This window comes from Anaerotignum sp. MB30-C6 (assembly GCF_030908465.1).
Lineage (GTDB): Bacteria > Bacillota > Clostridia > Lachnospirales > Anaerotignaceae > Chakrabartyella.
The window spans coordinates 778,278-802,791 of sequence record NZ_CP133078.1; the positions used below are offsets into that span (position 1 = coordinate 778,278).

Consider the following 24,514-nt stretch of genomic DNA (forward strand, 5'->3'; position numbering starts at 1 on the left):
ATGATAACCAAAGCCAAATTAATCAGATATGACGGCCGCAACTTAATACTTGAACCTGATGAACCAATTCTTAGAGAATTGCGCCAAAAGCAAGTTGAGAATGTTGAAATAAGGATTGTAGACGGACGTATAATCACACCAGAACAACGCAAAAGGATATTCGCTACTATTCGAGATATATCACTTTGGAGTGGGCATGAGCCTGAATATTTAAGGCAATTCCTGACGTGGGACTTTGTTTGTCAGCATGGTGGCGATACTTTCTCTTTGTCAAACACCGATGTTACAACAGCTAAGGATTTCACGAACTATCTGATTAATTTTTGCTTGCTTCATAATGTGCCCACGAAGGAACCGTTATTAGATAGAACTGAGGACATAGGCAAATATCTGTATTACTGCCTAGAGCATAAAAAATGCGCTATCTGCAATAAAGAAGCTGAGGTGCATCATGTGGATAAGGTAGGCATGGGTAGAGATAGAAAAGAGATTGTGCATGTAGGCATGAGAGCAATCGCATTGTGTCGGGATCATCATATTTTAGCTCACGCAGATGAACAAAAACTATTTGAGCAGTACCACATATACGGAATAAAACTGGATGAATATTTGTGTAAATATTGCTTGGGCTTAAATTGCGAAGCAGATTAATTTTGGAGGTGAAACATGGGGAAATTCAGTAGAGATAAAGGCAAAAGGGGCGAGCGAGAGCTTGCCTCAAAGCTTAAAGAATACGGCTATAAAGCGGAACGAGGGCAACAGTATTGCGGAGTCAATGGCAACGCCGACGTAATAGGGCTAGAGGGTATCCATATTGAGTGTAAGCGTGTTGAAAGGCTTAACCTAGAGGATGCCATGGTACAGTCCAAAAGCGAAGCTAAGGAAGGAGAATTGCCTTGTGTAATGCATCGCAAAAATAATCACGAATGGGTTGTGATTATGCCGCTGGATGATTGGATAAAGATGTACCGAGATTATGAGCCACCTGTACCATTTGAGGGGGATGAGTAATGGCAGAGAGAAGAATGTTTGCAAAAAAAATAACTGAAAGCGATGCTTTTTTAGATATGCCAGCAAGTACACAGGCTTTATATTTCCATTTGAATATGTCGGCGGATGATGATGGATTTGTTAATAATCCAAAGAAAATTCAACGTATGGTGGGGGCTTCAACCGATGACTTAAAACTATTAATTGCAAAGAGTTTTATTATAACTTTTGATAGTGGAATTATCGTGATTAAACACTGGAAAATGCACAATTACATACAGTCGGATAGGTATAAACCTACAGACTATATTGACGAAAAGTCATTGTTAACTCTTAAAAAAAATAAGGCTTATTCGGTCAATGTATCCAGTTCGGATACAGAATGTATCCAAGATGTATCCGTAGGTAAGGTAAGGGAAGGTAAGGTTAGTTTAGGTAAGGTAAGGGAAGGTAAGGTTAGTTTAGGTAAGGTAAGGGAAGTTAAGAGTAAAGAAGAAAAGAAAACACCTTTTTCCCCCACTGCCTATATCCAAGAACAATCTTTTTCTCCTTCTCTCGAAGAAAAAGTCCTTGAGTGGTTTAGCTACAAAAAAGAACGTAGAGAGTCATACAAGGAAACAGGGCTTAAATCTTTATGCACCCAGATTAAGAATAAGGCTAATAAGTATGGCGAACAGGTTGTAATTGATTTGATTACAGAGTGCATGGCTAACGGCTGGAAAGGCATTATCTGGGACAAGTTAAAAAGCCAACCAGCACAAAAAAATAACAGTACCAACGGTAACGTATTTCTTGATATTGCCGTAGAAGGGAATGATGTGTTTTGACAGAGAAAGAAACGGCCAAGATTATGGCGGTTCTCAAAGTGGCTTACCCGAGGTATTATCAGGGGCTGTCAGTAGAAGAGGCAAAGCAGGCGGTGGCTCTATGGACGTCAATGCTTATTGATTATCAATATGAGTTAGTATCAAAGGCAGTAAAGGCGCTGATTGCCACAGAAAAGTTTCCACCTACTGTCGCAGACGTAATCGAAAAAATAAACCTCGTCACTTCAAAGCCTCAGCTAAGTGAAATTGAAGCGTGGGGGCTTGTGAAAAAAGCCATAAGGAATAGTACATACCACAGTGAGGAAGAATTTAACGCCTTACCGCAAAGCATACAGGATGCAATCGGAAACCATGGCGCCCTTAGAGAATGGGCCATGAGCGAAGAAGAAGGAAGTGAAACGGTTATCGCAAGTAACTTCATGCGTTCGTATAGGACTAAATCAAAACAGACAAAGGAGTTAAAAGCCTTGCCTAGTGATGTGAAGGAGTTTATGCAGATAGCATCGGGAAGCTTTGATATGCAAAAGGCAATCAAAAATAAGGAGGAGTGACCTATCAATAAAGTAATTTTAATGGGCCGCCTAACAAAAGACCCAGAGGTTAGATATAGCCAAGGCAAAGAGCCTTTGGTGGTTGCAAGATATACATTAGCGGTAAACCGAAGATTTAAACGTCAAGGCGAACCTGATGCCGATTTTATCAACTGTGTTTCTTTCGGTAAGGCGGGAGAGTTTGCTGAAAGGTATTTCAAAAAGGGACAGATGGTTAGCATTGTCGGCAGGTTACAAGTTCGTTCATGGGATGATAACGAGGGCAAAAAACGCTGGTCGACGGACGTTGTGGCTGAGGAACAGTATTTTGCAGAGAGCAAGAACTCTAATGCGGGGAATCCTGCACCGGCGAAACAAGAGAGTGAAGATGGATTTTATCCGATAGATGAAAGTATTGAGGATGATGATCTCCCTTTTAATTAAACCATCGTAAGTTGATCGGGTACGGTGGTTTATAGAGATCAAAAAAGAAGTCTGATTTACAGGAGGAAGATTATGGGACGATTGACAGAAGCAAATAAATTATATAATTCACTGCTTTTAAGAAGATTGCAAGCGTTTGAAGATTTGGGGTTTGAACCAAATCAAATAACACCGAAAAAGGGTTCTGCTGCGGCGAAAAATCGGCACGAGGTGGAGTTGACAATTAAAACCAGAAAAGGCGGCAACGGATGTCTATATGAAATCGTAATGGACGGCAGAAAAATGACATCAGGGGAATTTGCGGCTGCGGTGAAAATCAATCCAAATACTATACGATCATGGATAAACAACGACACTTTTTACGAGGGTTTGAGAAAGAGGGGTATTATTTTATGATCAAGCTAATCAGAGATTATTGCATTGATGGACAAGCATACGATTATGCCTTGAAGCTAGACACAAAGAAGGATGATAAAGACGGAAAACGTGTTTATTCTGTCATTGGATATTACGGCACCGTTGATGGATGCATACAGGGGCTTTATAAGGTGCTGTGTCGCAAGTTGGTAGCTGAGGAAGTATTAACACTCAAAGAGGCGGAAAAACGCTTTCAGGACATTGCAAATGAGTTAAAAGTGGTTATGCCAGATTGTTTCAAGTGAGGTGTGAAGATGATACGAGAAAAACTACTACACGGAATTAATAGCCTCGTCCTAGAGGAATTAGAAACAGCCAATCAAACCTTCCCTTTGTTTGCATCTAATCACGAGGCCCATGCGGTAATGCGGGAAGAATACGAGGAGTCAATGGAGAAAGTTGACCTTGTTCGTGAGGGATTAGAACTGCACTGGGAGGCAACTAAAAATAATTGCATTGGTATTGGTTGGTTGGAAGAAATGTCCAAGAACGGCAGAATGGCTATTGCTGAATTGATTCAGTTTGTGGCTATGACGGAAAAGGCCATATTAAGTGCAAGCAGGAGGGATGCAGATGGCGAAAGAACAGAAAACCTCTGAATGCATTGAAAGCTTTCTAGACCTCTTGAACAACGTCGAAAGCCTCCATCAATGCTATCAGGCGGAAATATCCAGACAGGACAAGCTTACACAGGACTATTTACATATGCTTGAGTTTGGAGACGTTCAACCAAGTAAAAAGGTGAAGTTTGCAAACGATTTAAAACGATCAAGGCAGGATAGGCGGTACTACAAAGATAGGCTGGAAGAAATACAGCCATTATATGAGTTTTGGCAGAACAACCGCAAAATGATTGGGATACTCCAAAATACACTTGGTGCGGTTAGGAAACAAGAGAAATACCATGAATGTAGGGTGTATAGGCCTAGGGTGCTAGTACGAGAAAATTAAATAAAGACGGAAGGAGTAAGAGGTTTGGTCGACCGAAAACAGCTGTTTACTCCTGTGAATGAAAATGAAGGTAGATATCTTTAATACTGATAAGAAGTACCAAATTATTTATGCAGATCCGCCTTGGGAATATAAAGAAAGTGGTAGTGGTGTAAGAGGATGTGCAGGACTTGCGGAAAGATATAACGGTGTAATGACAAAAGACGAAATATTTAAATTGCCCATAGAAAAAATTAGTGACGAAACGAGCATCTTGTTTCTTTGGGTGACGTTTCCAAGGTTAGAGCAAGGTTTGGAAACGATAAAAGCATGGGGGTTTGAGTATTACGGCTTGGGTTTTGACTGGATAAAAACAAGTAAAAATGGAAATCCATCTTGGGGGATGGGATACTACACAAGGCAAAACACTGAGGTATGCTTGATTGGTGTAAAAAAGAAACCAAAAAGAATAAAACCATTGGTTAGAAATGTTCTGTCTGTTGTCCACTCTGAACGCAGAGAACATTCCCGTAAGCCAGATTGCATAAGAGATTACATAGTTAATATTTGCGGCGACATACCTAGAATAGAGTTATTTGCACGTCAATGCGTAGATGGCTGGGATTGTTGGGGGAATGAGGTGTAACCATGAACATAGATGAAACGGTAAAGGCGTTACGGGATAGATTAACTCCAAATGGAGCTATTACACTTGATGCTGACGGAGTTGGTTATATCCTAGACATGATTGAACGCATGGGGAATCTAGTTGAAAAGTACGAATGCGAGGTTATACCAGATTATCATAAGCTATGCGAACAGCTTCAAGCGGAAAATGAGCGGTTGAAATCAAAACACGAGAGCAAGGATGACTGCATCTATTACATACGGAATGAGGCTGGGTATTGCAAATCAGAGAAACGGAACAGCGTATATTGCACAGGTGTTGACTGTGGTTTTCGCAAATGTATTGAGGAGGAATAACCATGCGAGAGATTTTGTTTAGAGGGAAACGGAAGGATAATGGCGAGTGGGTAGAGGGGTTGCCATCATATAATTGCTTTGATTTGGCTGGAGAAATTACTGATATAGAAGTTTTCGATGGAGTGTGCTCTGATTTTGTAGAGGTTATCCCTGAATCCGTCGGGCAGTTTACAGGGCGAGTTGCCGAGGAAGAAAAGAAAATCTTCGAAGGGGATAAATGCATCCTGACCACATTTAACTATAATGGGCATGATTACCAGCATGAGGTTGTTGTTGAATATTCAGGCGGAGCATTTTACTTTGTGAACGATGAAAAAGAATTTTGTATGTGTGTGGCAGAGGTTGGAGATACCGAAAGCGATGTTGTAATCATCGGCAATATCCACGGCACAGACTTGCTGAAAGGGGAGGATGCGGAATGAAACCGATCAGAGATGCAATCAAACAATTGGAATGCATGGCAACAAATCTAATGGGCGAAGTTCAAAACGGAAACGGATTGGCAACTTTGAACTATGTCGCTCTTGATGCAGCCATTCAAGCCCTGCAAGAAAAACTCGAACGGGAGAACGGGTGTGAGTATTGTATGGGAGACACTAAAGAATTAATTGACGGCGAAACAACTTTGTTTATAACAAGAGATGATGAAGCTTTTTATGCTGATTGGAATGGTCAGGGAGATTTAGAGTTTAAATTTTGTCCTATGTGTGGTAGAAAGCTAAAGCCGAAAGGGGTGTGAGTATGGCTAGATACATAGATGCGGATATTGCAGAAAAATCCTTACGGCAATATGCCGAGCAGAAACACGCCAATGGAGAAATTGAACTTGCAAACGGGATTTTAAAGGCTGTCTGTAAATTGAGAACACTTCCCTCCGCCGACGTGAAAGAGGTTGTTCGGGGAGGGTGGATTGAACATATAAACAGTTATGAAAATTATTGTGAATGTAGTCGTTGTGGATATATACCAGATTCCCCGCTTGACGAAACTAATTTTTGTCCCAACTGTGGGGCTGGGATGGGGGTGGAGTAGATGGAACGAGTTTCCGATGAAGCACTTGATATATTAAACGAATTGCATACGGAGCATTTAGCTTATCAGTCTGAATATTTACCATTGGTTGAGTGCGTGAATGTATGTAGTGAATATGAAGATACAGGTATAACACCTGACGAAATTAACCAGCTAAAAGCCGAAAACGCCGCACTCAAGGCCAGACTGGATAAGGCGGTGGAGCTGCCGTGTAAATTTGGAGATACAGTTTATGTGTTGATGCAAAGAAATGCCACAACAGAGGTCGTGAAAGGCACGTTTAAAAATGTTCGACGGTACGACGATGATGTATGGTGGGTAGAGTTTTCTGATATTTGGATTGACAAAACTCTTGACGATTTCGGCAAGACCGTATTCCTCACCAAAGCCGAAGCACAGGCGAAGTTGGATGCGATGAAAGGCGGTGCGGAATGAGCAGATGGATTAGCGTTAAGGATAGATTGCCAAAAGAAAGGGAAGAAGTATGGATTGCATGTAAATCAGGTGCATTTCTTGCGGGGGAATATTACATGCATGAGGGAAAGCAAAATTGGAGCGCCCGTAATGTGGCTGGAACCTTAATACATATAGCGACAAAGCACATTACCCACTGGGCGATACCTGAACCGCCAAAGGAGTGTTTGCGTGAGCGATAAATTTTGGTACAGATTCTTAAATTTTATGATTGCGTTTATGATGTTTTGTTTAGTTGTGACGTATATAAAAGGTGATTATATGCGTAGTATATGCTACCTGCTAATGGCGATACTAGGGCAACTTATGATATTAGAGGTCAAGGAGTGATTTCATGGTTACCTGTTGCAAAGATTGTACAAGCCGCCATTATAAGTGCCATGGAACGTGTAAAACGTATCAGGCATGGGTAGATGAGTCTAAGGCTGAAAAGGCTGAGAAAGCGAAGAAGGCGGACGGAATAAGCTACAATATTGAACGAGCGGTACAGATTAGGAGAAGGATGGGGAGAGGATGAGCAGAGTGGTTAAAATCACAATGGAAGTTGATGAAGCAGAATTAAAAGAATTCCTTGATGATCATTATGGATATGACGAGGAAGACGACAAGGAATATTCAGACGAAGAAATCGAAATAGCTATCAAGGATGAAATCGGGTGTTTGATTTGATTTATAGGCTAAAAGGTTTCCTCTGCCGACTGATTGTTAACGTATCGGTCTGGTTGGATAGGGATAAGATGCCGTTTTGAGGGGGTGCAAAATGAAACAGGAGAATTTGGTATCGCAATCCGAAACAATAGGCGTTTTGGAAATGCGGAAATTATCGGAACTAAATAGAACACTGCTACACATGCTTACCCAACAGGAGTTCTTGGCTATTGTAGGTGTGTATAAAGGCGTTATTGACAGACTGGTAGCAGAGAATGGGGTGGGAGGATGAAAGTGGTTAGATTTATTAAAAATTTTAATAAAGACTTAAATCATGATTCATGCCGAGGATGTAAAGGAGCGTACGGAAATGGAAGTGTATATAATCCTATGGTTCTAAAATGCCAATGCAGACTAGAAGAAATGCCGATTAGCTTAGAAGGAAAAGGCTGGTGATTAAATGCGTATAACATGCTGCCAGAACTGTAACGTTCGCCATGTATTCTGCCACGACCACTGCAAACGGTATAAGGCGGAACGGGAAAAGCTGGACAAGGCTAAGGTTGGAATAGATGCGGTGGATGCGTATAAAAAGCAGAGAAAATACAGGATTAAAGGACGATAAGGAGGAATTTACATGAGCGAAGAAAGCACAGTCAAAAATATAACTCTTACATACGACGATGGAACCACAGAGATTGTTGCAAAGGGGCTAGTTACACGTTTTATTGAGCATGATGACGGGGAAACTACAGCTTCGTTTGACATGGTGTCTATCGCCGGAAAAGATTTATACATGGTAGTTACGGCTATGTTGCAATTGGGATACAAGATAGGATATTTCAGCAAAGAGGGGGACGATGACAATGTTTAAAATCAAGAGTTCAACAAGAGAGTTTATTGTTCGTGATGGAAATGAAGAAACATTTTTTGATATGTGCCTAGCCGTCTTGATGAAGAGAAGTTTTTTAGTACAGGACAAGAAGATCCCAGAGGAAAATTGTGACACAATTGATACTTTTAGCGCATCGGGCAACTATGAGGTTAGTATCGGGAATGATGTTGGAGCACCAACGCAGAAACAGATACCCGTTCGGCAGCAGGGGGTTTCGGGGTTTGCACATTTAACCTGCGAACATTGCGGGGAAACCGTGACAACCTGTCTCAAACAAAAGATTAGCACTTTCTTATGTCCTCATTGCGGAGAGAAAACAGAGTTAGAAGAAGATGGAATAAGGCAAGTGTATACCGATTGCGAGTGCGGTAAGTCTGCAAGGTACATAACCAATAGCACGGAGGGGCTATTTGATATACCCTGCATAAATTGTGGCAGTCCGGTTGCCGTGAGTTGGAATAAACAGAAAAGGTGCTATACAACAATAAAGGGGTGAAGTGGATAGCATTTAGGGATTAGAGGTGATGCCATTGGGAAAAGAATTATTAGATCAATATGTTGACCTTCAGGATGAAATAAAGGATTTGAAACGCAGAATCAATAAAATCAAGGCGGAAATTGAGCGTTTGGAATCCGAGGGCACTGTATTGGATTCAGTAAAAGGCAGTAGGAAGGATGGCACAATTGGAAGTATACGTATTGAGGGATTTCCTGTGCTTTGCTATGACGAGAAATTAAGTCAGCTATATCGTTATAAGGCTCAACTCGAAAAAGCCGAACAGCAGGCTATAAAGCTAGTAAATGAGATTGAGATTTACATAAATTCTATTGAGGATTGCCGTATGAGAAGGATTATAAGGTACAGGTTTATTGATAAGCTTTCTTGGAATCAGGTGGCTGACAGATTGGGCGGTAATAATACCGAAGGAAGTATAAAGATGGCAGTATCAAGATTTATGGAGAAAGTTTAAAATCGTTACACATGTTACGTTTCAATATAGTACAATGGTATTAGTAAGAAGTGTCGAGTGTTAATTAATTCAAAATCCTCCGAGAAAGGGGCATCGTTTAGGCGGTGTCCAATCCCCGGAGGATTTAAATATCTAATAAATATGATTACCTTTATTGCAGAGATGATAATGAGAGGTTGTCCTTTAGTTAGCAAAGATAGTAACAGTAGCCATGCTACAACCTACTTTTTAACAATTATTGATTTGAAAAATACTTTTTTAGTCACCGAATGTTATAGAATAATACAGAATAGTTTGTTTGTTTCCGCAAGGGCACGTGCAACCAAGGAAAACTGTGTCTTCATGATTAAAGCAGATATGCCACAGGTATCCGAATATGTTAACTAAGAAAAAGAAAAAGTCAAGTTCGTCTTCGAACTCGTCTGTATTACAATAGGTGAAAACTTTTGCAAACCAAAGCTTACAGGGGCCTTCAGGGCAGTCCCAATTTAAGTTATATTCTCTCGCTAAGATTTCTCTTTTTTCATCGTCTGTTTTATCCTGTAAAGAGTTTAGTAGGAGTTCTTGTCTCTTTGTCATGCTGGCATCTCCTTTCTGGCTAGTCTTAATACATAATATACGGAATATCTTAGAGTGACACTGAATTTAGGTGACTTGTACAAATATTTTTAAACTTAACATGCACTCGTCTGAGTGCTTTTTTATTGTAAAGAAAGTGAGGTGGTATTATTGACCGAAAAGCAGAAACGATTTGCAGATGAATACTTAATCGACCTTAATGCCACAGCGGCATTTAAAACACACAAATTTAAATACATAGATGATCCTTTAGAGATAATAGTCAATAGTATAGCTGTTCTAATTGGTGATTACAGTTATGTAAGAAAGCAGGCATGTATATTATTGTTAAAGGCTTTATTAACTGATAAATTTTATCATTTTCTACTTGAGGATAAGAGTTTATACCCGATAAGTAGGGATGATTCGAGGGTTGTGAAGTGGGCAAATAATATTTTAAGTGCTGGGAAATGTGAAAGATGCGGAAATGCAGAAGATTTAGAGGCCCATCATATTGTAAAATGGTCAGATTATCCCGCTGGAAGATTGGACGAGAAGAACGGAATGTGTTTGTGCTTGAAATGCCATACAGAAGAGCATAAGTATGACCAGTCTTATCATTTGATGAGAGGTAAACTGAAGAGAAGAAAGCAGAAAATAAAAACAAATACCTAAGCATCCTATGGGTGCTTTTTTATTGTTCAGAAAGGTGGCGGTAAAATGCCAAAAGCCAAGGTGGGCAGACCGCCTAAATATAAATGCAAAGAGGAAATCAATGGCTTAATTGAGGCCTATTTTGAAGAATGCGAAGGCATTCCTTGGCTTGATGAAGAAGGAAAGCCTTTGCAGACAGACAAGGGGTTTATTATTTATAAAAAACAGCCAAAGCCTCCAACGGTAACAGGATTGGCACTGGCACTTGGCTTTAACAGCCGTATGTCGCTGTTAAATTATCAAGCTAAGAAAGAATTTATGGACACGATTACACGTGCAAAGTCCTACATCGAAGAATATGCCGAACGCAGGTTGTTTGACCGTGATGGGGTAAATGGGGCTAAATTCAGCCTAATTAACAATTTCAAGGGGTGGTCTGATAGACCGAAGGATGATTCTGATAAGGAACTCCTTGAAAAGCTAGATGATATTTTGGAGGGGATAGACAATGCGGCTAAGTAGCAAACAAAAGGAATTCTGGAACAATGCAAATAGCCGTTGGAACATCAAGTCAGGGGCTACACGTTCGGGAAAGACTTACCTTGACTATTATGTTATCCCTAGAAGAATACGGGCTGTAGCAGGTAAGGAGGGGCTTGTAGTTATACTCGGGAATACGAAAGGGACGTTACAGCGAAATATCATTGAGCCTTTGCAAAAGATATTTACGCCTGCCTTGGTATCGGATATTCGTTCCGACAATACGGCGATGTTGTTCGGGGAGAAATGCTACTGTCTGGGTGCTGACAAAGTGAACCAAGTAGATCGTATTCGTGGTACCAGTATTAAGTATTGTTATGGTGACGAGGTTGTAACGTGGCATGAGGAAGTCTTTAATATGCTAAAGTCTCGTTTAGATAAGTCTTATAGTTGCTTTGACGGCACTTGCAACCCTGATAATCCAAATCACTGGTTTTATAAGTTCCTACAAAGTGATGCAGATATTTTCCTGCAAAACTATACGCTTGATGAAAACCCTTTTTTGGATAAGGACTTTGTTGCTAACTTGAAAAAGGAGTATTTCGGCACCGTTCTTTATGAACGATACATATTAGGCAAGTGGGCATTAGCCGAGGGATTGATTTACAAAGTGTTTGCGGATAGTCCTGAGAAGTTCATGATTTCAAAAGATAAACTTCCGAAACGATTTGATAGTATCAACATTGGCCACGACTTCGGCGGCAACAAATCAAACCATGCTTTTGTGGCCACTGGGATAGGCTTTGACAACCATATGTATAAACTTAGGGCAAAGAGCATCAAGGCTACAGGAATGAGTTTTAATCAACTAGAGAAAGAATTTACTTCCTTTGTGGATGGAATTATTCGTGACTACGGCTATCCTGACGGGGTGTATTGCGATAGTGCGGAACAAACCATGATTAACAGCTACCGACAGCGTACGACTTATCCAATTTACAACAGTTTGAAAAGGCCCATCAATGATCGCATCAGATGTTCTCTCTTGCTTATGGGTGGCGGTCGGTATCATATTGTTGAAGGTGAGTGCGATGACCTTGTGAGTGGCTTAAAAACGGCGGTATGGGATGATAAAAGCCTAGAGGATAAACGTCTGGACGATGGCACCAGCGACATTGATATACTGGATGCCGATGAGTACAGCTTCGAATATAATATTTACAGATTGGTAGGTGATTAAATGCTGAAAACCTTATGGGAATATATATTGCGGTTATTTGGAATAGAAAAATCCAATACTTCCGATGAGCAATTAAAAGAGAACAAGAAATTTACTGATAATTTCGAATCCACAAAAGAGATTAACTTTACGGCCATCTTTGCAAATAAGCTTACAACATTAGCCATCAGCGAAAGCACAGCGGATATTGTAGGTGAAAATAGCAGGGTGGCTTTTTTAGATGATTGCATGAGTGATGTATGGCGGCGGATGAAGCGAATCACTTCCCGTATGCTGGGTACTGGTGGTTGTGTTGTGGTTCCTTATGTACAAGAGGGAGAGATCCATTTCGATATTCTCTCTCAGGAACGTATCATGATTCATAAAAAGAAAGGCGACCGTATCACAGCGGCTACGGTTTTGGCTGACAGTATCAAGCAGGGCACAAGAAGGTATTTCCGTTGGGCGGATTACCGAGTGGAGAATGATACAATTTACATTACCAATAAGGTTACGGATGAAAGTGGCAAGGATGCTTTTATAGAGCAATGGGCAGATATTGAAGATAGAGCCATAAGTGGAGTGGATCGTGTACTATTTGCTTACTTTAAGTCTCCTGTAGATAATCGGAAATTCAGTGACTTCTATGGGGTACCCATTACATATGGCTGTGACAGTATTATCGCTGAGATAATGGAATGCTTCGAGCAAATTCAGGATGAATTTAAGTTGAAAGAGGTCAAGGTGTTTGCCGATGAGCGTATGTTTCAAAAAGACCCTAAAACAGGGAAATATAAAACGCCCAGCAAAATGTTCTTTGCATCCCATGGTAATGATACAGGGCCTATGATAGAAATATTTAGCCCTGATATACGAAATAGCAGCTACTTTGAAAGATTAATGAACCTTTTTGACCTCCTTGAAAAATCGGTAGGTACAAGCAAAGGGGTTTTGACAGCCCCTGAAACCAGAGGGGCAACGGCTACGGAAATCAAGGCAGGGCTTTATGATACTTATGCCATGGTTGCGGATATTCGAGCCGTAGTTGAGCGGGGAACGGCTGACTATATATATGCCTGCAATGTCCTTGCCAATTATTACAGTCTAACCCCCATGGGAGATTACGAGACAGCTTTCGACTGGTCTTATTCCTTGATTGAAAGCAGTACGGAAACATGGGGACAGCTTAAGGATGCTCAGTCCATGGGTATTAAAAGCAAAGCCGAACTTAGACAATGGTTGAATCCTAATGAGACAGCAGATGAAGCACAGGCGATGATTGATGAAATTAAGAAGAATGAGCCCACAGTAAACGACCTGTTAGGCGGGTGATTGAATGCTGACGGAGGAAGAATTAAACCTCTTGGCTGATATTTTTGCTGACAGGTTTGGGAACGTAAACGCCCGTATTCTTTTGGATATGGCCGAAACATTGAAAGATACCGAGGATTTAATCCCTGCTTACTCTAAGAAATTGCAACAGATGTATACCTTTGGTTATGATGTGGATTTGATTACACAGCAGTTAGCAAGGGAATCAGGCAAAAGCATTGAGGAGATAGAAAAGCTGTATGAAGCAGTGGCACAGGAAGGCTATGATTGGGCGAAACCATTCTATGAAGCCAAGGAGATAAAACAAATTCCTCTGGCGGAGAATAAAGTGTTGCAGAATATCATCCAGTCAGCGGCGGCAGTAACAAAAGAGAGCCTACGCAATATCAGTAATACAACGACTGTTGGTATCAGAACAGAAAAAGGATTTGAGCCGTTGGGTTCCTTTTACAAAAAGACCGTTGACCAAGCTATTGCTTCCGTAGCAACAGGAACAGAGGATTATAAGAAAGTAATCCGACAGGCTGTTAAGGATATGGGTAGCAGTGGCTTAAGGGTAAAATATGAAAGCGGCTACACCAAACGTCTTGATAGTGCCATACGGCAGAATATTCTTGACGGGGTAAGTTATATCGCACAAGAAACAGCACGAGCTACAGGCAAAGAATTTGGTTCTGACGGGGTGGAAATATCCGCTCATAGTCCTTGTGCTCCTGACCATATCCCCTACCAAGGCAATCAATACAGTAATGAAGAATTTGAAAAGCTACAAAGTGAGTTAAAACGTCCTATCGGAGAATGGAACTGTCGGCATATTGCCTACGCTATTTTGTTAGGTATCAGTAGTCCAGCCAACAGTAAGTCAGAACTGAAAGAAATGAAGCGATACTCCAATGAGAAAATCACGATTGATGGGAATGAGTACACGAGGTATGAATGTACTCAGCTACAGAGAAAGATAGAAACAAATTTGCGGTATGCTAGAGAGGAAAAACTGTTATATCAAGCCATCGAGGATAAAGACTTGGTAAGAGGGGCTACGGAAAAGATAAGGCTCTTGTCCAATAAATACGTTGAGGTCAGCGAGAAGGCAGGGTTGCCGACAAAGGTTGAAAGAACAAAGATTGTTTCGACTAAAATAAAAGAGAAAACGGGGATGAAGCCAAAATGAAAAAGTTACTTGATGGCTTCTAGCGTGGAGGTGATCCCTTTATCTCGTCTTTGGACAATAGACGTTAAACAAGTCCTTTTTTAGTACAAAAAAACTACCCTAGCCTAGGGACTAAATAGGCGGCTCAATGCTAGGACTGGCTAGACAAAAAGGACAGAGTGACGAAAGGAGAAAATATATGGAATGGTTAAAGGAAATCTTGAAAGGTTTGGAAAACAGCGAGGATTTGGAAAAGAAGATTACGGGTGGTATCGGCAAAAATTTTGTTGCAAGAGAGGATTTTAATACCCTCAATACCACCAAAAAGAAGCTAGAGGGGGATATTGTTTCTCTGAAAGCTGATTTGGAAAATGGCAATGATTTCAAGAAAAAGTTCGAGGACTTGGAAAAGAAGATAGCTGACGAGAAAGCCGAGGCAGACCGTAAAGCCAAAGAGGATGCAGAAGAAGCAGACTTCCAGAACCGATTTAACGGTGTTGTTGGTGAAAATAAATGGCGAGATGAGCTTACAGGAAAAGCAGTCTACGGCGAATTTAAGGCGGCGCTCAAGGATGAAGGAAACAAAGGCAAGGGTGACAGTGAGATTTTGGAAGCCTTGACCAAGGACAAGGACTACTACGTCAACCCCAATAAGCCCAAGGACATGACTCCTATGGGGAGAACAGATTTCTCCAAGGTGACTAGAGAGCAGTTCGGTAGAATGAGTTACAAAGAAAGAGTTAGTTTATTCAACGAGAATAAGGAGCTGTATGAATCCTTATCAACAGAATAAGAGAGGAAAAGGTGAAGAAATATGGGACAGACAAAATTAGCGGATTTAATTAATCCTCAAGTAATGGCGGACATGGTCAGTGCAAAGCTGCCAAAGAAAATTAAGTTTTTTCCGATTGCAAAGGTAGATGACTCCCTCAGCGGAAGAGCGGGCAACACGATTACCGTTCCTAAGTATGCATACATTGGTGATGCGGAAGATGTTGCAGAAGGTGTAGCAATGGGCACAACTGTACTTACTGCAAGCACTACACAGGTAACTGTTAAAAAGGCTGGCAAGGCGGTAGAAATTACTGACGAGGCTGTATTGAGCGGTTACGGCGACCCAGTCGGAGAGGCTACAAACCAGTTGACTATGTCTATTGCTGCAAAAGTGGATGATGATTGTCAGGATGCATTGTTGGGTGCCTCTTTGAAATACGACGGCACATCTGCAGCAATTGGCTATACTGGCGTGGTGAATGCTGTGGATTTATTTGAGGATGAATCCGATACCCCAACAAGTAAAATTGTTTTTGTGCATCCAAAACAGGTAACCCAGCTTAGAAACGATTCTGATTTCAAAGACCTCAATAAGTACCCCATGCCTGTAATTATGACGGGTACCATTGGTGAAATTGCAGGTTGCCAGATTGTTACTTCTAAGAAAGTAAAGTCTTTTGCGTATGCCAAGGACAATGCCAGTGGGACAATTACAATCGTGGCGGATTCTACTCCTGAGGATTCTACAAACAAACACCTGAGCACAATTCAGCCTGAGTGCTATGAGGCCTTGGCAGTTGGCGACAAAGTAAAATTTGTTGAATACTACATCAATCCCATTGTGGTAACGGCTGCGGCTGACCCTAACGAGGCGCCCAACGCAGATGGCACATCCGAAGAATCCCCTGCTTTAACAATCTACATGAAACGCAATGTGGAAATGGAAGATGATCGTGATATTCTTGCTAAAACTACAGTAATTTCTGCGGATGAACACTATGCAGCAGTATTGTCCAACGATTCCAAAGTTGTTTTGGCCAAGTTCAAGAAGGCGTAAGGAGTGAAGGTATGTTATTGAGACGGCACAGAGAAAAGGAGCAGGCAGCTTCTGAAAAACAGGAACAAAAAGCAATTGAGGAAAAGTCTGAAAAGCCCAAAAAGTCTAAGGGCAAAAAGAAGCAAGAAGAAGATTCTGAAAAACAGGAGTAAGAAAGGCGGGCAGTCATAATGGCTTACGCAACCTATGAATATTACAGAGACAGCTACAGGGGGAACACTATCCCCCAAGCTGACTTTGCAAGGCTGTCGGAACGTGCTTCGGAATACATAGACATGGTCACTTTTGGCAGGGCGGAGGGATATGAGGATACAAAAGGCCTCCTAAAAAAGGCTTGCTGTGCCGTTGCCGATGCCTATCAGCTAAATGAACAAGGGGGCGGCGTTGTGGCTGAAACAGTTGGCAAAATAACCAGAAACTACGCTGCAGGAGTTTCTAATACCCCAACAGAAACCCAAAGGCTATACACTGCCGTTAGTCGCTACCTCTTGCGAGAGGGTCTTTTATATTCGGGGGTGGACGGATGATACCTAATTCGGATTGTACCGTTTTTACACAGCAATACAACCCCGAAACGAGAAAGAAAGATTGGATAGCAACTTTCATTAAAGGCGTATTCTGGCAAGGCTCTACTGGCTCAAGATTATCTAAGTTAGGAACGGTGGAGAATAACGAAACAATCGTATTTATTCCGTTTTCTTCCTTTCCTAACTTGGTTATCAGTCCAGAGGATAAGATTGTCAGAGGTGCGACGGATGCAACAAGCCCTGCAGGTTTAAAAGAGGCTTTGACTGTAATGGGTGTTGATACATTTGATTATGGTAGCCCCGATATGCAACACTGGGAGGTGGTAGCGAAATGAATTTTGAGGTTCACTTTGACAGTGTTGCTAAGATTGCAGAAAGAAAAGGTTTAGGCAAAGGCGGCGTGGTGCAAAAGTACATTGACAGTGAAGTCATTAAGCATTGCGCTCCCTATGCTCCCCATGAATCTGGCCAGATGCAGAAAAGCGCAACCTTAGGCACTGTGATTGGTAGTGGTGAGATTACCTACAATTCCCCATACGCTAAGTATTTGTATTACGGAAAGGTTATGGTAAGCACTACCACTGGAAGTCCATGGGCTAAAAAAGGTGAGCGTAAAGTTTTAACTGACCGCAATATTAGCTACAACGGCGCGCCAAAACGTGGCTCTTACTGGTTTGAGCGCATGAAGAAAGACCATGGAAAAGAAATATTGAAAGGGGCGGAACAACTTGGAAAGCTTAATTGACAGCGTAAGAACATTCCTGTTGGGATGCCCTTATCTTAAAGACGGTGTATTCAATGTGGACTATCTTGGCGGAAATCCAACGGAATATACCGTAGATACCATTCCCGCGGATAATATCATAAAACAGTACGTCGACGGCAGTTCCGTCAGACAGTTTGTATTTGCATTTGGTAGTGTGGAGCTATATGGTTCAGACGTGGACAATAATCTTGCAAACAGTACGTTTTATGAAGATTTCGCGGCGTGGATGGATGAAAAGAGCAGAAACAGAGAGTTGCCCAACATTGGAGCAGATAAATCAGCTATTGAAATCAAAGCCCAAGGCGCAGGGTATGTCGTTGAAAATACAGAAAATGCGGCAAGGTACCAAGTACAATGCCGTCTAATTTACACACAGAAAGGATGATAATATGGAAACAGTATTAAGAAATCAGATTGCTGATTATTTGGGTATTGGTGAAACACCTACATATGCATTAATGGGGGTAGGTTTTAACACGTTAGACGAAAACCCCAACGCACAGACAGACAGTAAGACCTACATTCACCAGAAATCCCAGACAAGCCAGATTAAAAGCTATCAAACGCAGTTCCCTTTTGACACAGACTTGATCGCAGACGAAACAGCCGTAACCGCATTGTATGACATTGGCCGCAATCAGAAAACGGGCGCCGATGCAGAATTAGAGTATGTTCGTGTTGAACTGTTTAAGCCTACTGGCGCAGAGGGAACAACCTTTGAAGCAAGAAAGTTTAAGGTTGCCGTAGCCGTTTCAGGCATTGCGGGTGCTGGCGGTGAAACAGTAAAAGTTACAGGCACTTTGTACGCTGTAGGTGATGCTGTGAAGGGTACGTTTGATACATCAACAAAGACATTCACAGCAGAGTAAAATTGCACAGCCTGCCCTTTATGGGTGGGCTTTTTATTACAGGAGGGAAAATATATGAATAGATTTATTAAGAGAAATACAGTCAGAGAGTTAGAAATTTTGGGTAATACATATAACGTGGATTTTGGCAATGATGAAATTCCTTTTATTTTTCAGAAGGTAGCCGACGAATCCAGAAACATTGCAGGCGAAGATGATAAGACAATTTTGGAAAATCAAAAGGAAATTTTCAAACTTGCAATCAATATTATTATTGGTAATGCAAATGCATCGGAACAAATCTTCAAATACGACAATTCCGCAGTTCTCCACAGCGATGTATATAAATTTTTAGTAGACCAATTCACCGAAGTTATGTCTGAACAGTCCCCATACAGCCCTAATCGCATCAAATGAATATGTTAATTGACAGCCTGCCCCATTCCCTTTGCATCAATAACAAGGAATATGCAATCAGATACGACCACAAGACAGCAATTCTCTACGAAACAATGATGCTTGACAATGAAGTTCCGCAAGAGGAAAAACCTATCCTTGCATTGCGCCTATTCTATCCTATTATTCCTGACGACTGGAAAGAAGCATTGGAGGGGATACAGTGGTTCTACCGTTGCGGAGAAGAAGAACAGACCAGAAAGAAACGGGGCAGAGGTACACAGGACAGAATATATTCGTTTGAGCATGATGCATCCTATATCTACAGCGCATTTCTAAGCCAGTACGGAATTGATTTGACCGAAGCTACATTGCATTGGTGGAAGTTCCGAGCGTTGTTTCAAGGGCTAAATGAGGATTCTGCCTTGTGTAAAATCATGGGTTACCGAGGCATGGATATACCTGAGAGTATGGGCAAGGAACAGAAGGAGTTCTATCGCAAGATGAAAGAACAGTATAGGATTCCTCTGGCCAAGGGTGAGCAGGAGAAGTTGAATGCCATTGAAGAAGCTTTGCTTAAAGGCGGAGACTTAACTGGGTTGTTGTAATGGTTCACTTTTTGTGGTATTGTGGAAATATATACCATAGAGGGGGATTTGATATGAGAAATAAGCTAAAGTTGATGACTTGCATTCTTGTAGTTGCAATGCTATGTGGTTGTTCGAACAAAAGCATTTCCAATGAAACTGTTACCTATGGAGCTATAGAGCATGCAGGAAATTATTGCTTTAAAATTAAGCCAAGCCAATTCGAGGATTTATTTAACGAAAACTTAAAAGATGAAAAAAACAGAATTGGTAATTGCAAAAAGACTGATAGCAAGGATTGGACAAATTACGAATACGAATTGAATGAAAATGGAGTTCTAAGACTGTTTGCATCAAAAAATTCTGAATATATTTACGAGATACATTTTGGAGCGCGAGATAGTACAGAATTTAAAGAAGAATACGCAGATATAGCCGTTAAGATGATAGATAGCTCCTATGACTTTGAAACAATTTTGGACGGGTTATTAGAAGAAGGAGAAACGGATAGTAATGGTAATTTCAATTCAATCATATATAAGCCTTTTGGCGAACACGAAATAATGTTTACGTTGAATGTATTTTCTGATACAACGGGAGATATGCCGACACAAATATTTACCTTTAGTGCTGTTCCAAAAGAAAATATATTAACGACAGGGGCGTACGAAGTCGGGATTGATTTGGACGGGGGGAGTTATGATATTTACCTCAAAAATGGGTCTGGTACATGCTCAATAAATGACGGAGATCTATTGGGTGAAAAATTTTCTTTTGGCACAGAGGGGATTTCCAGTTATCAAAACGCTAAATTACAAGAAGGGGACACTATTAAAATTTCAGGTGATGTTGAGTTGGAATTTTATCCTAATTATTAGAAGTAACGGCACATCTTAACCGATGTGCTTTTTTCATGCAAAAAATAGAAGGGAGGGGTTAAATGGCATACAGTTATGACGGTTACCTAAGATTTGGCACCAAGGTAGACCAGAGCGGATTTGACAAAGGTGTAAATAGCCTAAAGTCTGCGGCAAGTATCGGTGCGAAAGCTGTTGCAGTAAGTTTAGGAGCGGCTACAGGGGCAGTTACCGCCTTATCAGTTGCATCAATCAGAGCAGGTTCTAACTTCGAAGAAGGCATGAGCAAAGTTTCTGCTATATCTGGGGCTACTGCATCCGACTTGCAAGCCTTAGCGGATAAAGCAAAGGAAATGGGTGCAACAACTAAATTTAGTGCTACAGAGAGCGCAGAAGCCTTACAGTATATGGCTATGGCAGGTTGGAAAACAGAGCAGATGCTTAGTGGGCTACCTGGCGTTATGAACTTAGCTGCCGCAAGCGGTGAGGATTTAGCAACCGTATCAGATATTGTAACGGATGCAATGACGGCTTTTGGGCTAAAAGCAGAGGAAAGCGCTCATTTTGCTGACGTTTTGGCGGCTGCGTCTAGTAATGCAAACACCAATGTAGGTATGATGGGCTACACTTTTAAATACGCCGCACCCTTAGCGGGGGCATTAGGATATACCATCGAAGATACAGCTTTAGCTATTGGATTGATGGCAAATGCAGGTATTAAGAGTGAAACGGCTGGTACTGCATTAAGAAGTATGTTTTCTGAAATGACCGGGGCAGTAGAATTAACTGGTGATAAATTAGGCAAGTATGTTATTGAACTAGAGAGAGCAGACGGAACTATGGTTCCTTTAGGGGAAACAATTAGATCATTAAGAGAGGCTTTCTCACAAATGACCGAAGCAGAAAAAATAGCGAATGCCGAAAGTTTAGTCGGCAAAGAGGCTATGAGTGGCTTACTTGCCATTGTTAATGCAAGCCAATCCGACTACAACAAGCTATCTGCAGCAATACAAAACGCTGATGGATCTGCGCAGAATATGGCTGATACTATGAATGATAACCTTAAAGGCGATTTAACCATTCTTGGAAGTACAGCTGAAAGTGTTGGTATTCGAATCTACGATAAATTCGAAACCCCTATGAGAAGTGCCGCTCAGGCTGCAACTGAAAGCATGAATGATGTGTTGAGAAGTTTAAACGGTGGACAACTTGATAAATCTGTGGATAAAATCGCTGATAGCGCAGGGAATTTGTTAGCAAAAACGGCTGAATTGACCGCAAACGGATTGCCTAAGTTATTGGATGGCTTTACTTATTTAATCGACCATGGCAAAGAAGTCAAATCAACTGTTATGGGTATATCTGCCGCCGTAGTAGCGTACAAGTCTAAAAGTGTATTTACATCTGTAATAAGTGGTTGGAAAAAGGTATCGGGAGTTATAAACGCCCAGACGAAAGCAACTGGATTGGCTACAAAAGCCCAACTTATTATGAACGCTGCTATTTCCGCAAACCCTGCGGCAGTTGCGGCGGTGGCAATCGGGGCTTTAACAGCAGGGCTTGTGGCGCTTAGTCAGCAAGAGAATGAAACAAAAAAACATACAAGGGAATTGAATGATGCCTTAGACGAACAAATAAGCGAAAGAGAGGAAGCTGAAAAAGCAAGGCGAGAAGCTATTGACGGCGCTGTAACCGAAATAGACCATGCTACAAGCCTGATTGATAAATACGATGATATCACAGACGCAAACGGCAAGGTAAAAGAAGGTTATGAGGGCAGAGCAAGGGCTTTGCAGGAACAAATTAACAGCATTATCCCTAATGCAATCAGCTTATCAGAGCGCGAAGGTGATATGTATTTACAGGTTGCCGACAATCTCGAATTGTTGATGAAAAAGAAAAAGGTAAGTGCATTGGTTGAAGCCGACCAAGATGCCTACATAGAAGCGTTGAAAAACGAAAATGAAAATATAAACGCTTTAAGGACGGCGAAAGAAGATTTGGCAACTGCCGAAGAGGAACTCCAAAAGGCAAGAGAGGAATACGCAGAGTACAGCGAATACGCACATCAAGAAAGCCCTTATTTTAAACAGAGAATAAAGGATTTAGAGGACGATGTTGAAGCAGGCTGGAGAAATGTAGAAGAAAAAAAGAAAATATTAAATGCGAACATTAAGCTGCAAGAAGATCAAGAAGCGGCAGAAGAAGCCTTGTATTCAGATTCTTTAGAGAAATTGGATGCTGTACTTGATGATAGGCTTAACGCAACCGCTACTTACACCAATAAAAACAAAGAAGAAATGGATAAGCAATTATCCGATATTTCAGGCAATTATATTGCATTAATAGATTTGGCAAAAGAAAAAGGCGAGGAACTATCTGAATTGGAAATAGATAGATTGGCAAAAACCAGAAAGCAACTCAAAACCGAGGTTGACGCTTATCTCGCAACAGGCGAAAAGATACCCCTAAATTTAGCACAAGGTATTTTGAACACCGAAGCAACATTCAAAAGTTCCGTTGAAAACCTTTTTAGGAGTGGCAAAATAGACCATGAGCAATATGTAAAACTTATGGGTACCGTTGGCAGTAATTGGGGTAACGCATTAGCTGAAAGTAGTGACAGCGAGGAAGTAATTGGGAAGATTAAAGCCGCTGCAGAGAACAATGCGAATACGGCCACAGAAAGCATAAAAAAGGTATGGAAGATTGAGAATGAAACCTCTGGGGCAGGCAGTGAGATAGGCGGTTATTACGCTGACGGCGTTGCAAAGGGTATGATAAGCGAAACTTCTCTAAGAAAAATTAGAGCAAACGGAACTATATTAGGGCAGACAGCGGACAAAGCAACCAGAAAAGCTTTGAAAATCGAAAGCCCTTCGAAGGTAGGCATGGAAACTGGCGGTTTCTACGGGGAAGGTTTTGCAATCGGTATAGAGCAATCTTCTGGCATGGTGCAGGATGCAATATCCACCCTTTCCAATAACGCTATTACTATGGCAAAAGGGAAAGCAACTTCTTACAAGGAAATAGGCTCCTTGTATATTGAATCCATGGAGAACAGTATCAACGGCAAGACTGACTCTATCATCAAGCAAGTAGAGAAGCTTGTGAATGAGCAGACGGAGGCTCATATTGAAACCTTAGGCAAGAATGACCAAAAAGCTAAGGATAAATACAGGGAATCCGCTAGAGAAACGATGGATACCTATAAAGCCGCTTTCAGAAAAGGTGCATCAGAGGTAAACGCTCTACTTAAGGAAAAAATCCAAGACATTACCGAAACGGCTCAAAAGCAATACGATGAAATCATCAAGCAACGTGAACGTATGCAAGAAAAGCTTTCTGATTTCGGTGATTTATTCACGAGGGATGATGATGGAGAAGTTCAGCTTGAAAATATTGACAAGCAAATAGACGCCATTGAGCGTTATGAGGAAGCCTTGGAGAAGCTTCAAGAGAAAGGAATTGCCGAGGGCTTACTCAATGAGATTGTGAACATGGGCGTTGAAGATGGTACTGATTTTGCGGAGGAATTACTCTCCAAAAGTGAATCGACATTTGAGCGGTATAATCAGGCATGGACAGAAAAACAGGAACTTGCCAAAACGGTAGCAGAGAAATTCTATGCCGATGAATTAGAAACATTAGATAAGGATTTTACACAGAAGCTGGATACAGCTTTAGCCAGTATCCCTGAAGAATGCACCAATGTGGGTGTAGATGCGATTAAGGGTACTATTGAAGGTATGGAAAGTCAGAGAGGTGAAGCAGTTGCCACAGCTAGAAGTATTGCGGATGCAATTATCAAAGAATTAAAACGCGCCACGGAAACCGCCAGTCCTTCTAAGAGAGCGGCAAGGGAAGTAGGTAAGCCGTTGACCCAAGGAATTGTTAAGGGCATGAAGGATGCCTATGATCCTAAAGAAATGGAACGTTATGCCGACCGCATGATGGCGGATGTGGGGCAATCCCAAAGCAAGGCGGCACAGAGTGTCTTGCATAAAAACACTTCAAACATTTGGAACAGTTCCACTTACAACGGCGGAGATTTCGTATTGAAAATTGAAAAGATGGTGAATGACGGAAAAGGTTCTGTTTCCAGCCTATTGCAGGAGGCAGAGTTCTACCGCAAACAAAAAGTATCGGCGACGGGAGGTTCATAAT

The 24,514-nt window shown here is 41.4% G+C and carries 41 protein-coding genes; 40 read left to right on the forward strand and 1 reads right to left on the reverse strand.

From position 1 onward, the window contains the following. The 23 genes from RBQ60_RS04045 (at position 1) to RBQ60_RS04155 (ending at position 9,142) form a co-directional block, all read left to right on the forward strand. Positions 1 to 651, forward strand: a complete 651-nt coding sequence (locus RBQ60_RS04045; protein WP_307885307.1) for a putative HNHc nuclease — start codon at positions 1 to 3, stop codon at positions 649 to 651. A 15-nt stretch (positions 652 to 666) separates the two neighbouring features. Next, positions 667 to 1,011: a putative PDDEXK endonuclease gene (locus RBQ60_RS04050; protein ID WP_307885308.1), complete on the forward strand. Its 345-nt coding sequence runs from the start codon at positions 667 to 669 to the stop codon at positions 1,009 to 1,011. Further along, entirely contained in the window at positions 1,011 to 1,817 is an 807-nt protein-coding gene (locus tag RBQ60_RS04055) for a phage replication initiation protein (protein ID WP_307885309.1), read from the forward strand. Before RBQ60_RS04050 ends, RBQ60_RS04055 begins: the two co-directional genes overlap by 1 nt. Continuing rightward, complete coding sequence (locus RBQ60_RS04060) at positions 1,814 to 2,368, forward strand: replicative helicase loader/inhibitor (RefSeq protein WP_307885310.1); 555 nt, start codon at positions 1,814 to 1,816, stop codon at positions 2,366 to 2,368. Before RBQ60_RS04055 ends, RBQ60_RS04060 begins: the two co-directional genes overlap by 4 nt. 3 nt (positions 2,369 to 2,371) lie before the next feature. Next, complete coding sequence (locus tag RBQ60_RS04065; protein ID WP_307885976.1) at positions 2,372 to 2,791, forward strand: single-stranded DNA-binding protein; 420 nt, start codon at positions 2,372 to 2,374, stop codon at positions 2,789 to 2,791. 72 nt (positions 2,792 to 2,863) lie between these two features. Continuing rightward, positions 2,864 to 3,187 carry a hypothetical protein gene (locus RBQ60_RS04070; RefSeq protein ID WP_307885218.1) on the forward strand — a complete coding sequence of 108 codons (324 nt, stop codon included), beginning with the start codon at positions 2,864 to 2,866 and terminating at the stop codon, positions 3,185 to 3,187. Next, positions 3,184 to 3,453, forward strand: a complete 270-nt coding sequence (locus RBQ60_RS04075) for a hypothetical protein (protein WP_307884307.1) — start codon at positions 3,184 to 3,186, stop codon at positions 3,451 to 3,453. Before RBQ60_RS04070 ends, RBQ60_RS04075 begins: the two co-directional genes overlap by 4 nt. A 9-nt stretch (positions 3,454 to 3,462) precedes the next feature. Further along, on the forward strand, positions 3,463 to 3,807 hold the full coding sequence (locus RBQ60_RS04080) for a hypothetical protein (RefSeq protein WP_307884306.1): 345 nt from the start codon (positions 3,463 to 3,465) through the stop codon (positions 3,805 to 3,807). Further along, positions 3,782 to 4,159 carry a hypothetical protein gene (locus RBQ60_RS04085; protein WP_307884305.1) on the forward strand — a complete coding sequence of 126 codons (378 nt, stop codon included), beginning with the start codon at positions 3,782 to 3,784 and terminating at the stop codon, positions 4,157 to 4,159. Before RBQ60_RS04080 ends, RBQ60_RS04085 begins: the two co-directional genes overlap by 26 nt. Positions 4,160 to 4,223: 64 nt before the next feature. Continuing rightward, complete coding sequence (locus RBQ60_RS04090) at positions 4,224 to 4,784, forward strand: MT-A70 family methyltransferase (protein ID WP_307884304.1); 561 nt, start codon at positions 4,224 to 4,226, stop codon at positions 4,782 to 4,784. A 2-nt stretch (positions 4,785 to 4,786) separates the two neighbouring features. Then, positions 4,787 to 5,122 carry a hypothetical protein gene (locus RBQ60_RS04095; RefSeq protein WP_307885311.1) on the forward strand — a complete coding sequence of 112 codons (336 nt, stop codon included), beginning with the start codon at positions 4,787 to 4,789 and terminating at the stop codon, positions 5,120 to 5,122. Positions 5,123 to 5,124: 2 nt separating this feature from the next. Further along, entirely contained in the window at positions 5,125 to 5,544 is a 420-nt protein-coding gene (locus tag RBQ60_RS04100) for a YopX family protein (protein ID WP_307885312.1), read from the forward strand. Continuing rightward, a complete protein-coding gene (locus RBQ60_RS04105; protein WP_307885313.1) occupies positions 5,541 to 5,861 on the forward strand; it encodes a hypothetical protein in 321 nt (106 codons plus the stop codon). The genes RBQ60_RS04100 and RBQ60_RS04105 overlap by 4 nt, the downstream gene beginning before the upstream one ends. 2 nt (positions 5,862 to 5,863) lie before the next feature. Continuing rightward, positions 5,864 to 6,154 carry a hypothetical protein gene (locus RBQ60_RS04110; RefSeq protein ID WP_307885314.1) on the forward strand — a complete coding sequence of 97 codons (291 nt, stop codon included), beginning with the start codon at positions 5,864 to 5,866 and terminating at the stop codon, positions 6,152 to 6,154. Then, positions 6,155 to 6,589 carry a hypothetical protein gene (locus RBQ60_RS04115; RefSeq protein WP_307885315.1) on the forward strand — a complete coding sequence of 145 codons (435 nt, stop codon included), beginning with the start codon at positions 6,155 to 6,157 and terminating at the stop codon, positions 6,587 to 6,589. Beyond that, positions 6,586 to 6,810 (forward strand): DUF551 domain-containing protein, encoded by a 225-nt coding sequence (locus RBQ60_RS04120; RefSeq protein ID WP_307884298.1) that lies wholly within the window; start codon positions 6,586 to 6,588, stop codon positions 6,808 to 6,810. Before RBQ60_RS04115 ends, RBQ60_RS04120 begins: the two co-directional genes overlap by 4 nt. A gap of 152 nt (positions 6,811 to 6,962) precedes the next feature. Next, complete coding sequence (locus RBQ60_RS04125) at positions 6,963 to 7,145, forward strand: hypothetical protein (protein ID WP_307885316.1); 183 nt, start codon at positions 6,963 to 6,965, stop codon at positions 7,143 to 7,145. Further along, complete coding sequence (locus tag RBQ60_RS04130; RefSeq protein WP_307885317.1) at positions 7,142 to 7,297, forward strand: hypothetical protein; 156 nt, start codon at positions 7,142 to 7,144, stop codon at positions 7,295 to 7,297. The genes RBQ60_RS04125 and RBQ60_RS04130 overlap by 4 nt, the downstream gene beginning before the upstream one ends. A 91-nt stretch (positions 7,298 to 7,388) precedes the next feature. Further along, positions 7,389 to 7,568: a hypothetical protein gene (locus tag RBQ60_RS04135; protein ID WP_307885318.1), complete on the forward strand. Its 180-nt coding sequence runs from the start codon at positions 7,389 to 7,391 to the stop codon at positions 7,566 to 7,568. A 168-nt stretch (positions 7,569 to 7,736) separates the two neighbouring features. Next, entirely contained in the window at positions 7,737 to 7,901 is a 165-nt protein-coding gene (locus RBQ60_RS04140) for a hypothetical protein (protein WP_307885319.1), read from the forward strand. A gap of 12 nt (positions 7,902 to 7,913) precedes the next feature. Continuing rightward, complete coding sequence (locus tag RBQ60_RS04145) at positions 7,914 to 8,150, forward strand: hypothetical protein (protein ID WP_307885320.1); 237 nt, start codon at positions 7,914 to 7,916, stop codon at positions 8,148 to 8,150. Further along, positions 8,143 to 8,667, forward strand: coding sequence for a hypothetical protein (locus RBQ60_RS04150; RefSeq protein ID WP_307885321.1), 525 nt, complete (start codon positions 8,143 to 8,145; stop codon positions 8,665 to 8,667). Before RBQ60_RS04145 ends, RBQ60_RS04150 begins: the two co-directional genes overlap by 8 nt. A 34-nt stretch (positions 8,668 to 8,701) precedes the next feature. Beyond that, positions 8,702 to 9,142: a DUF1492 domain-containing protein gene (locus tag RBQ60_RS04155; protein ID WP_307885322.1), complete on the forward strand. Its 441-nt coding sequence runs from the start codon at positions 8,702 to 8,704 to the stop codon at positions 9,140 to 9,142. A 258-nt stretch (positions 9,143 to 9,400) separates the two neighbouring features. Here RBQ60_RS04155 and RBQ60_RS04160 read toward each other — a convergent pair whose 3' ends face one another. After that, a complete protein-coding gene (locus tag RBQ60_RS04160; protein ID WP_307885234.1) occupies positions 9,401 to 9,721 on the reverse strand; it encodes a hypothetical protein in 321 nt (106 codons plus the stop codon). A 150-nt stretch (positions 9,722 to 9,871) separates the two neighbouring features. Here RBQ60_RS04160 and RBQ60_RS04165 point away from each other — a divergent pair, with 150 nt between their 5' ends. The 17 genes from RBQ60_RS04165 (at position 9,872) to RBQ60_RS04245 (ending at position 24,513) form a co-directional block, all read left to right on the forward strand. Then, positions 9,872 to 10,375, forward strand: a complete 504-nt coding sequence (locus RBQ60_RS04165; RefSeq protein WP_307885235.1) for an HNH endonuclease — start codon at positions 9,872 to 9,874, stop codon at positions 10,373 to 10,375. A gap of 45 nt (positions 10,376 to 10,420) precedes the next feature. Next, positions 10,421 to 10,876, forward strand: a complete 456-nt coding sequence (locus tag RBQ60_RS04170; protein ID WP_307885236.1) for a terminase small subunit — start codon at positions 10,421 to 10,423, stop codon at positions 10,874 to 10,876. Next, complete coding sequence (locus RBQ60_RS04175) at positions 10,863 to 12,074, forward strand: terminase large subunit domain-containing protein (RefSeq protein ID WP_307885237.1); 1,212 nt, start codon at positions 10,863 to 10,865, stop codon at positions 12,072 to 12,074. The genes RBQ60_RS04170 and RBQ60_RS04175 overlap by 14 nt, the downstream gene beginning before the upstream one ends. Then, positions 12,075 to 13,385, forward strand: coding sequence for a phage portal protein (locus tag RBQ60_RS04180; protein WP_307885238.1), 1,311 nt, complete (start codon positions 12,075 to 12,077; stop codon positions 13,383 to 13,385). Between the two features lie 4 nt (positions 13,386 to 13,389). Continuing rightward, on the forward strand, positions 13,390 to 14,556 hold the full coding sequence (locus RBQ60_RS04185; RefSeq protein ID WP_307885323.1) for a phage minor capsid protein: 1,167 nt from the start codon (positions 13,390 to 13,392) through the stop codon (positions 14,554 to 14,556). Positions 14,557 to 14,734: 178 nt separating this feature from the next. Next, positions 14,735 to 15,328 (forward strand): phage scaffolding protein, encoded by a 594-nt coding sequence (locus tag RBQ60_RS04190; protein ID WP_307885241.1) that lies wholly within the window; start codon positions 14,735 to 14,737, stop codon positions 15,326 to 15,328. Positions 15,329 to 15,349: 21 nt separating this feature from the next. Beyond that, complete coding sequence (locus RBQ60_RS04195; protein ID WP_307885242.1) at positions 15,350 to 16,366, forward strand: N4-gp56 family major capsid protein; 1,017 nt, start codon at positions 15,350 to 15,352, stop codon at positions 16,364 to 16,366. 11 nt (positions 16,367 to 16,377) lie between these two features. Further along, positions 16,378 to 16,518 carry a hypothetical protein gene (locus tag RBQ60_RS04200; RefSeq protein ID WP_307885243.1) on the forward strand — a complete coding sequence of 47 codons (141 nt, stop codon included), beginning with the start codon at positions 16,378 to 16,380 and terminating at the stop codon, positions 16,516 to 16,518. A gap of 18 nt (positions 16,519 to 16,536) precedes the next feature. Continuing rightward, positions 16,537 to 16,893 (forward strand): hypothetical protein, encoded by a 357-nt coding sequence (locus RBQ60_RS04205; RefSeq protein WP_307885324.1) that lies wholly within the window; start codon positions 16,537 to 16,539, stop codon positions 16,891 to 16,893. Continuing rightward, positions 16,890 to 17,228, forward strand: coding sequence for a DUF6751 family protein (locus tag RBQ60_RS04210; RefSeq protein ID WP_307885325.1), 339 nt, complete (start codon positions 16,890 to 16,892; stop codon positions 17,226 to 17,228). The genes RBQ60_RS04205 and RBQ60_RS04210 overlap by 4 nt, the downstream gene beginning before the upstream one ends. Next, complete coding sequence (locus RBQ60_RS04215; RefSeq protein ID WP_307885326.1) at positions 17,225 to 17,638, forward strand: minor capsid protein; 414 nt, start codon at positions 17,225 to 17,227, stop codon at positions 17,636 to 17,638. Before RBQ60_RS04210 ends, RBQ60_RS04215 begins: the two co-directional genes overlap by 4 nt. Continuing rightward, positions 17,622 to 18,044, forward strand: a complete 423-nt coding sequence (locus RBQ60_RS04220; protein ID WP_307885327.1) for a hypothetical protein — start codon at positions 17,622 to 17,624, stop codon at positions 18,042 to 18,044. The genes RBQ60_RS04215 and RBQ60_RS04220 overlap by 17 nt, the downstream gene beginning before the upstream one ends. A 4-nt stretch (positions 18,045 to 18,048) precedes the next feature. Further along, on the forward strand, positions 18,049 to 18,528 hold the full coding sequence (locus RBQ60_RS04225) for a hypothetical protein (RefSeq protein ID WP_307885328.1): 480 nt from the start codon (positions 18,049 to 18,051) through the stop codon (positions 18,526 to 18,528). 54 nt (positions 18,529 to 18,582) lie between these two features. Continuing rightward, a complete protein-coding gene (locus RBQ60_RS04230; RefSeq protein WP_307885329.1) occupies positions 18,583 to 18,924 on the forward strand; it encodes a hypothetical protein in 342 nt (113 codons plus the stop codon). Next, positions 18,921 to 19,511, forward strand: coding sequence for a bacteriophage Gp15 family protein (locus tag RBQ60_RS04235; RefSeq protein ID WP_307885330.1), 591 nt, complete (start codon positions 18,921 to 18,923; stop codon positions 19,509 to 19,511). Before RBQ60_RS04230 ends, RBQ60_RS04235 begins: the two co-directional genes overlap by 4 nt. 53 nt (positions 19,512 to 19,564) lie before the next feature. Beyond that, positions 19,565 to 20,368 (forward strand): hypothetical protein, encoded by an 804-nt coding sequence (locus RBQ60_RS04240; protein WP_307885331.1) that lies wholly within the window; start codon positions 19,565 to 19,567, stop codon positions 20,366 to 20,368. 62 nt (positions 20,369 to 20,430) lie between these two features. Further along, positions 20,431 to 24,513 (forward strand): phage tail tape measure protein, encoded by a 4,083-nt coding sequence (locus RBQ60_RS04245; protein ID WP_307885332.1) that lies wholly within the window; start codon positions 20,431 to 20,433, stop codon positions 24,511 to 24,513. The last annotated feature ends 1 nt before the right edge of the window (position 24,514 follow it).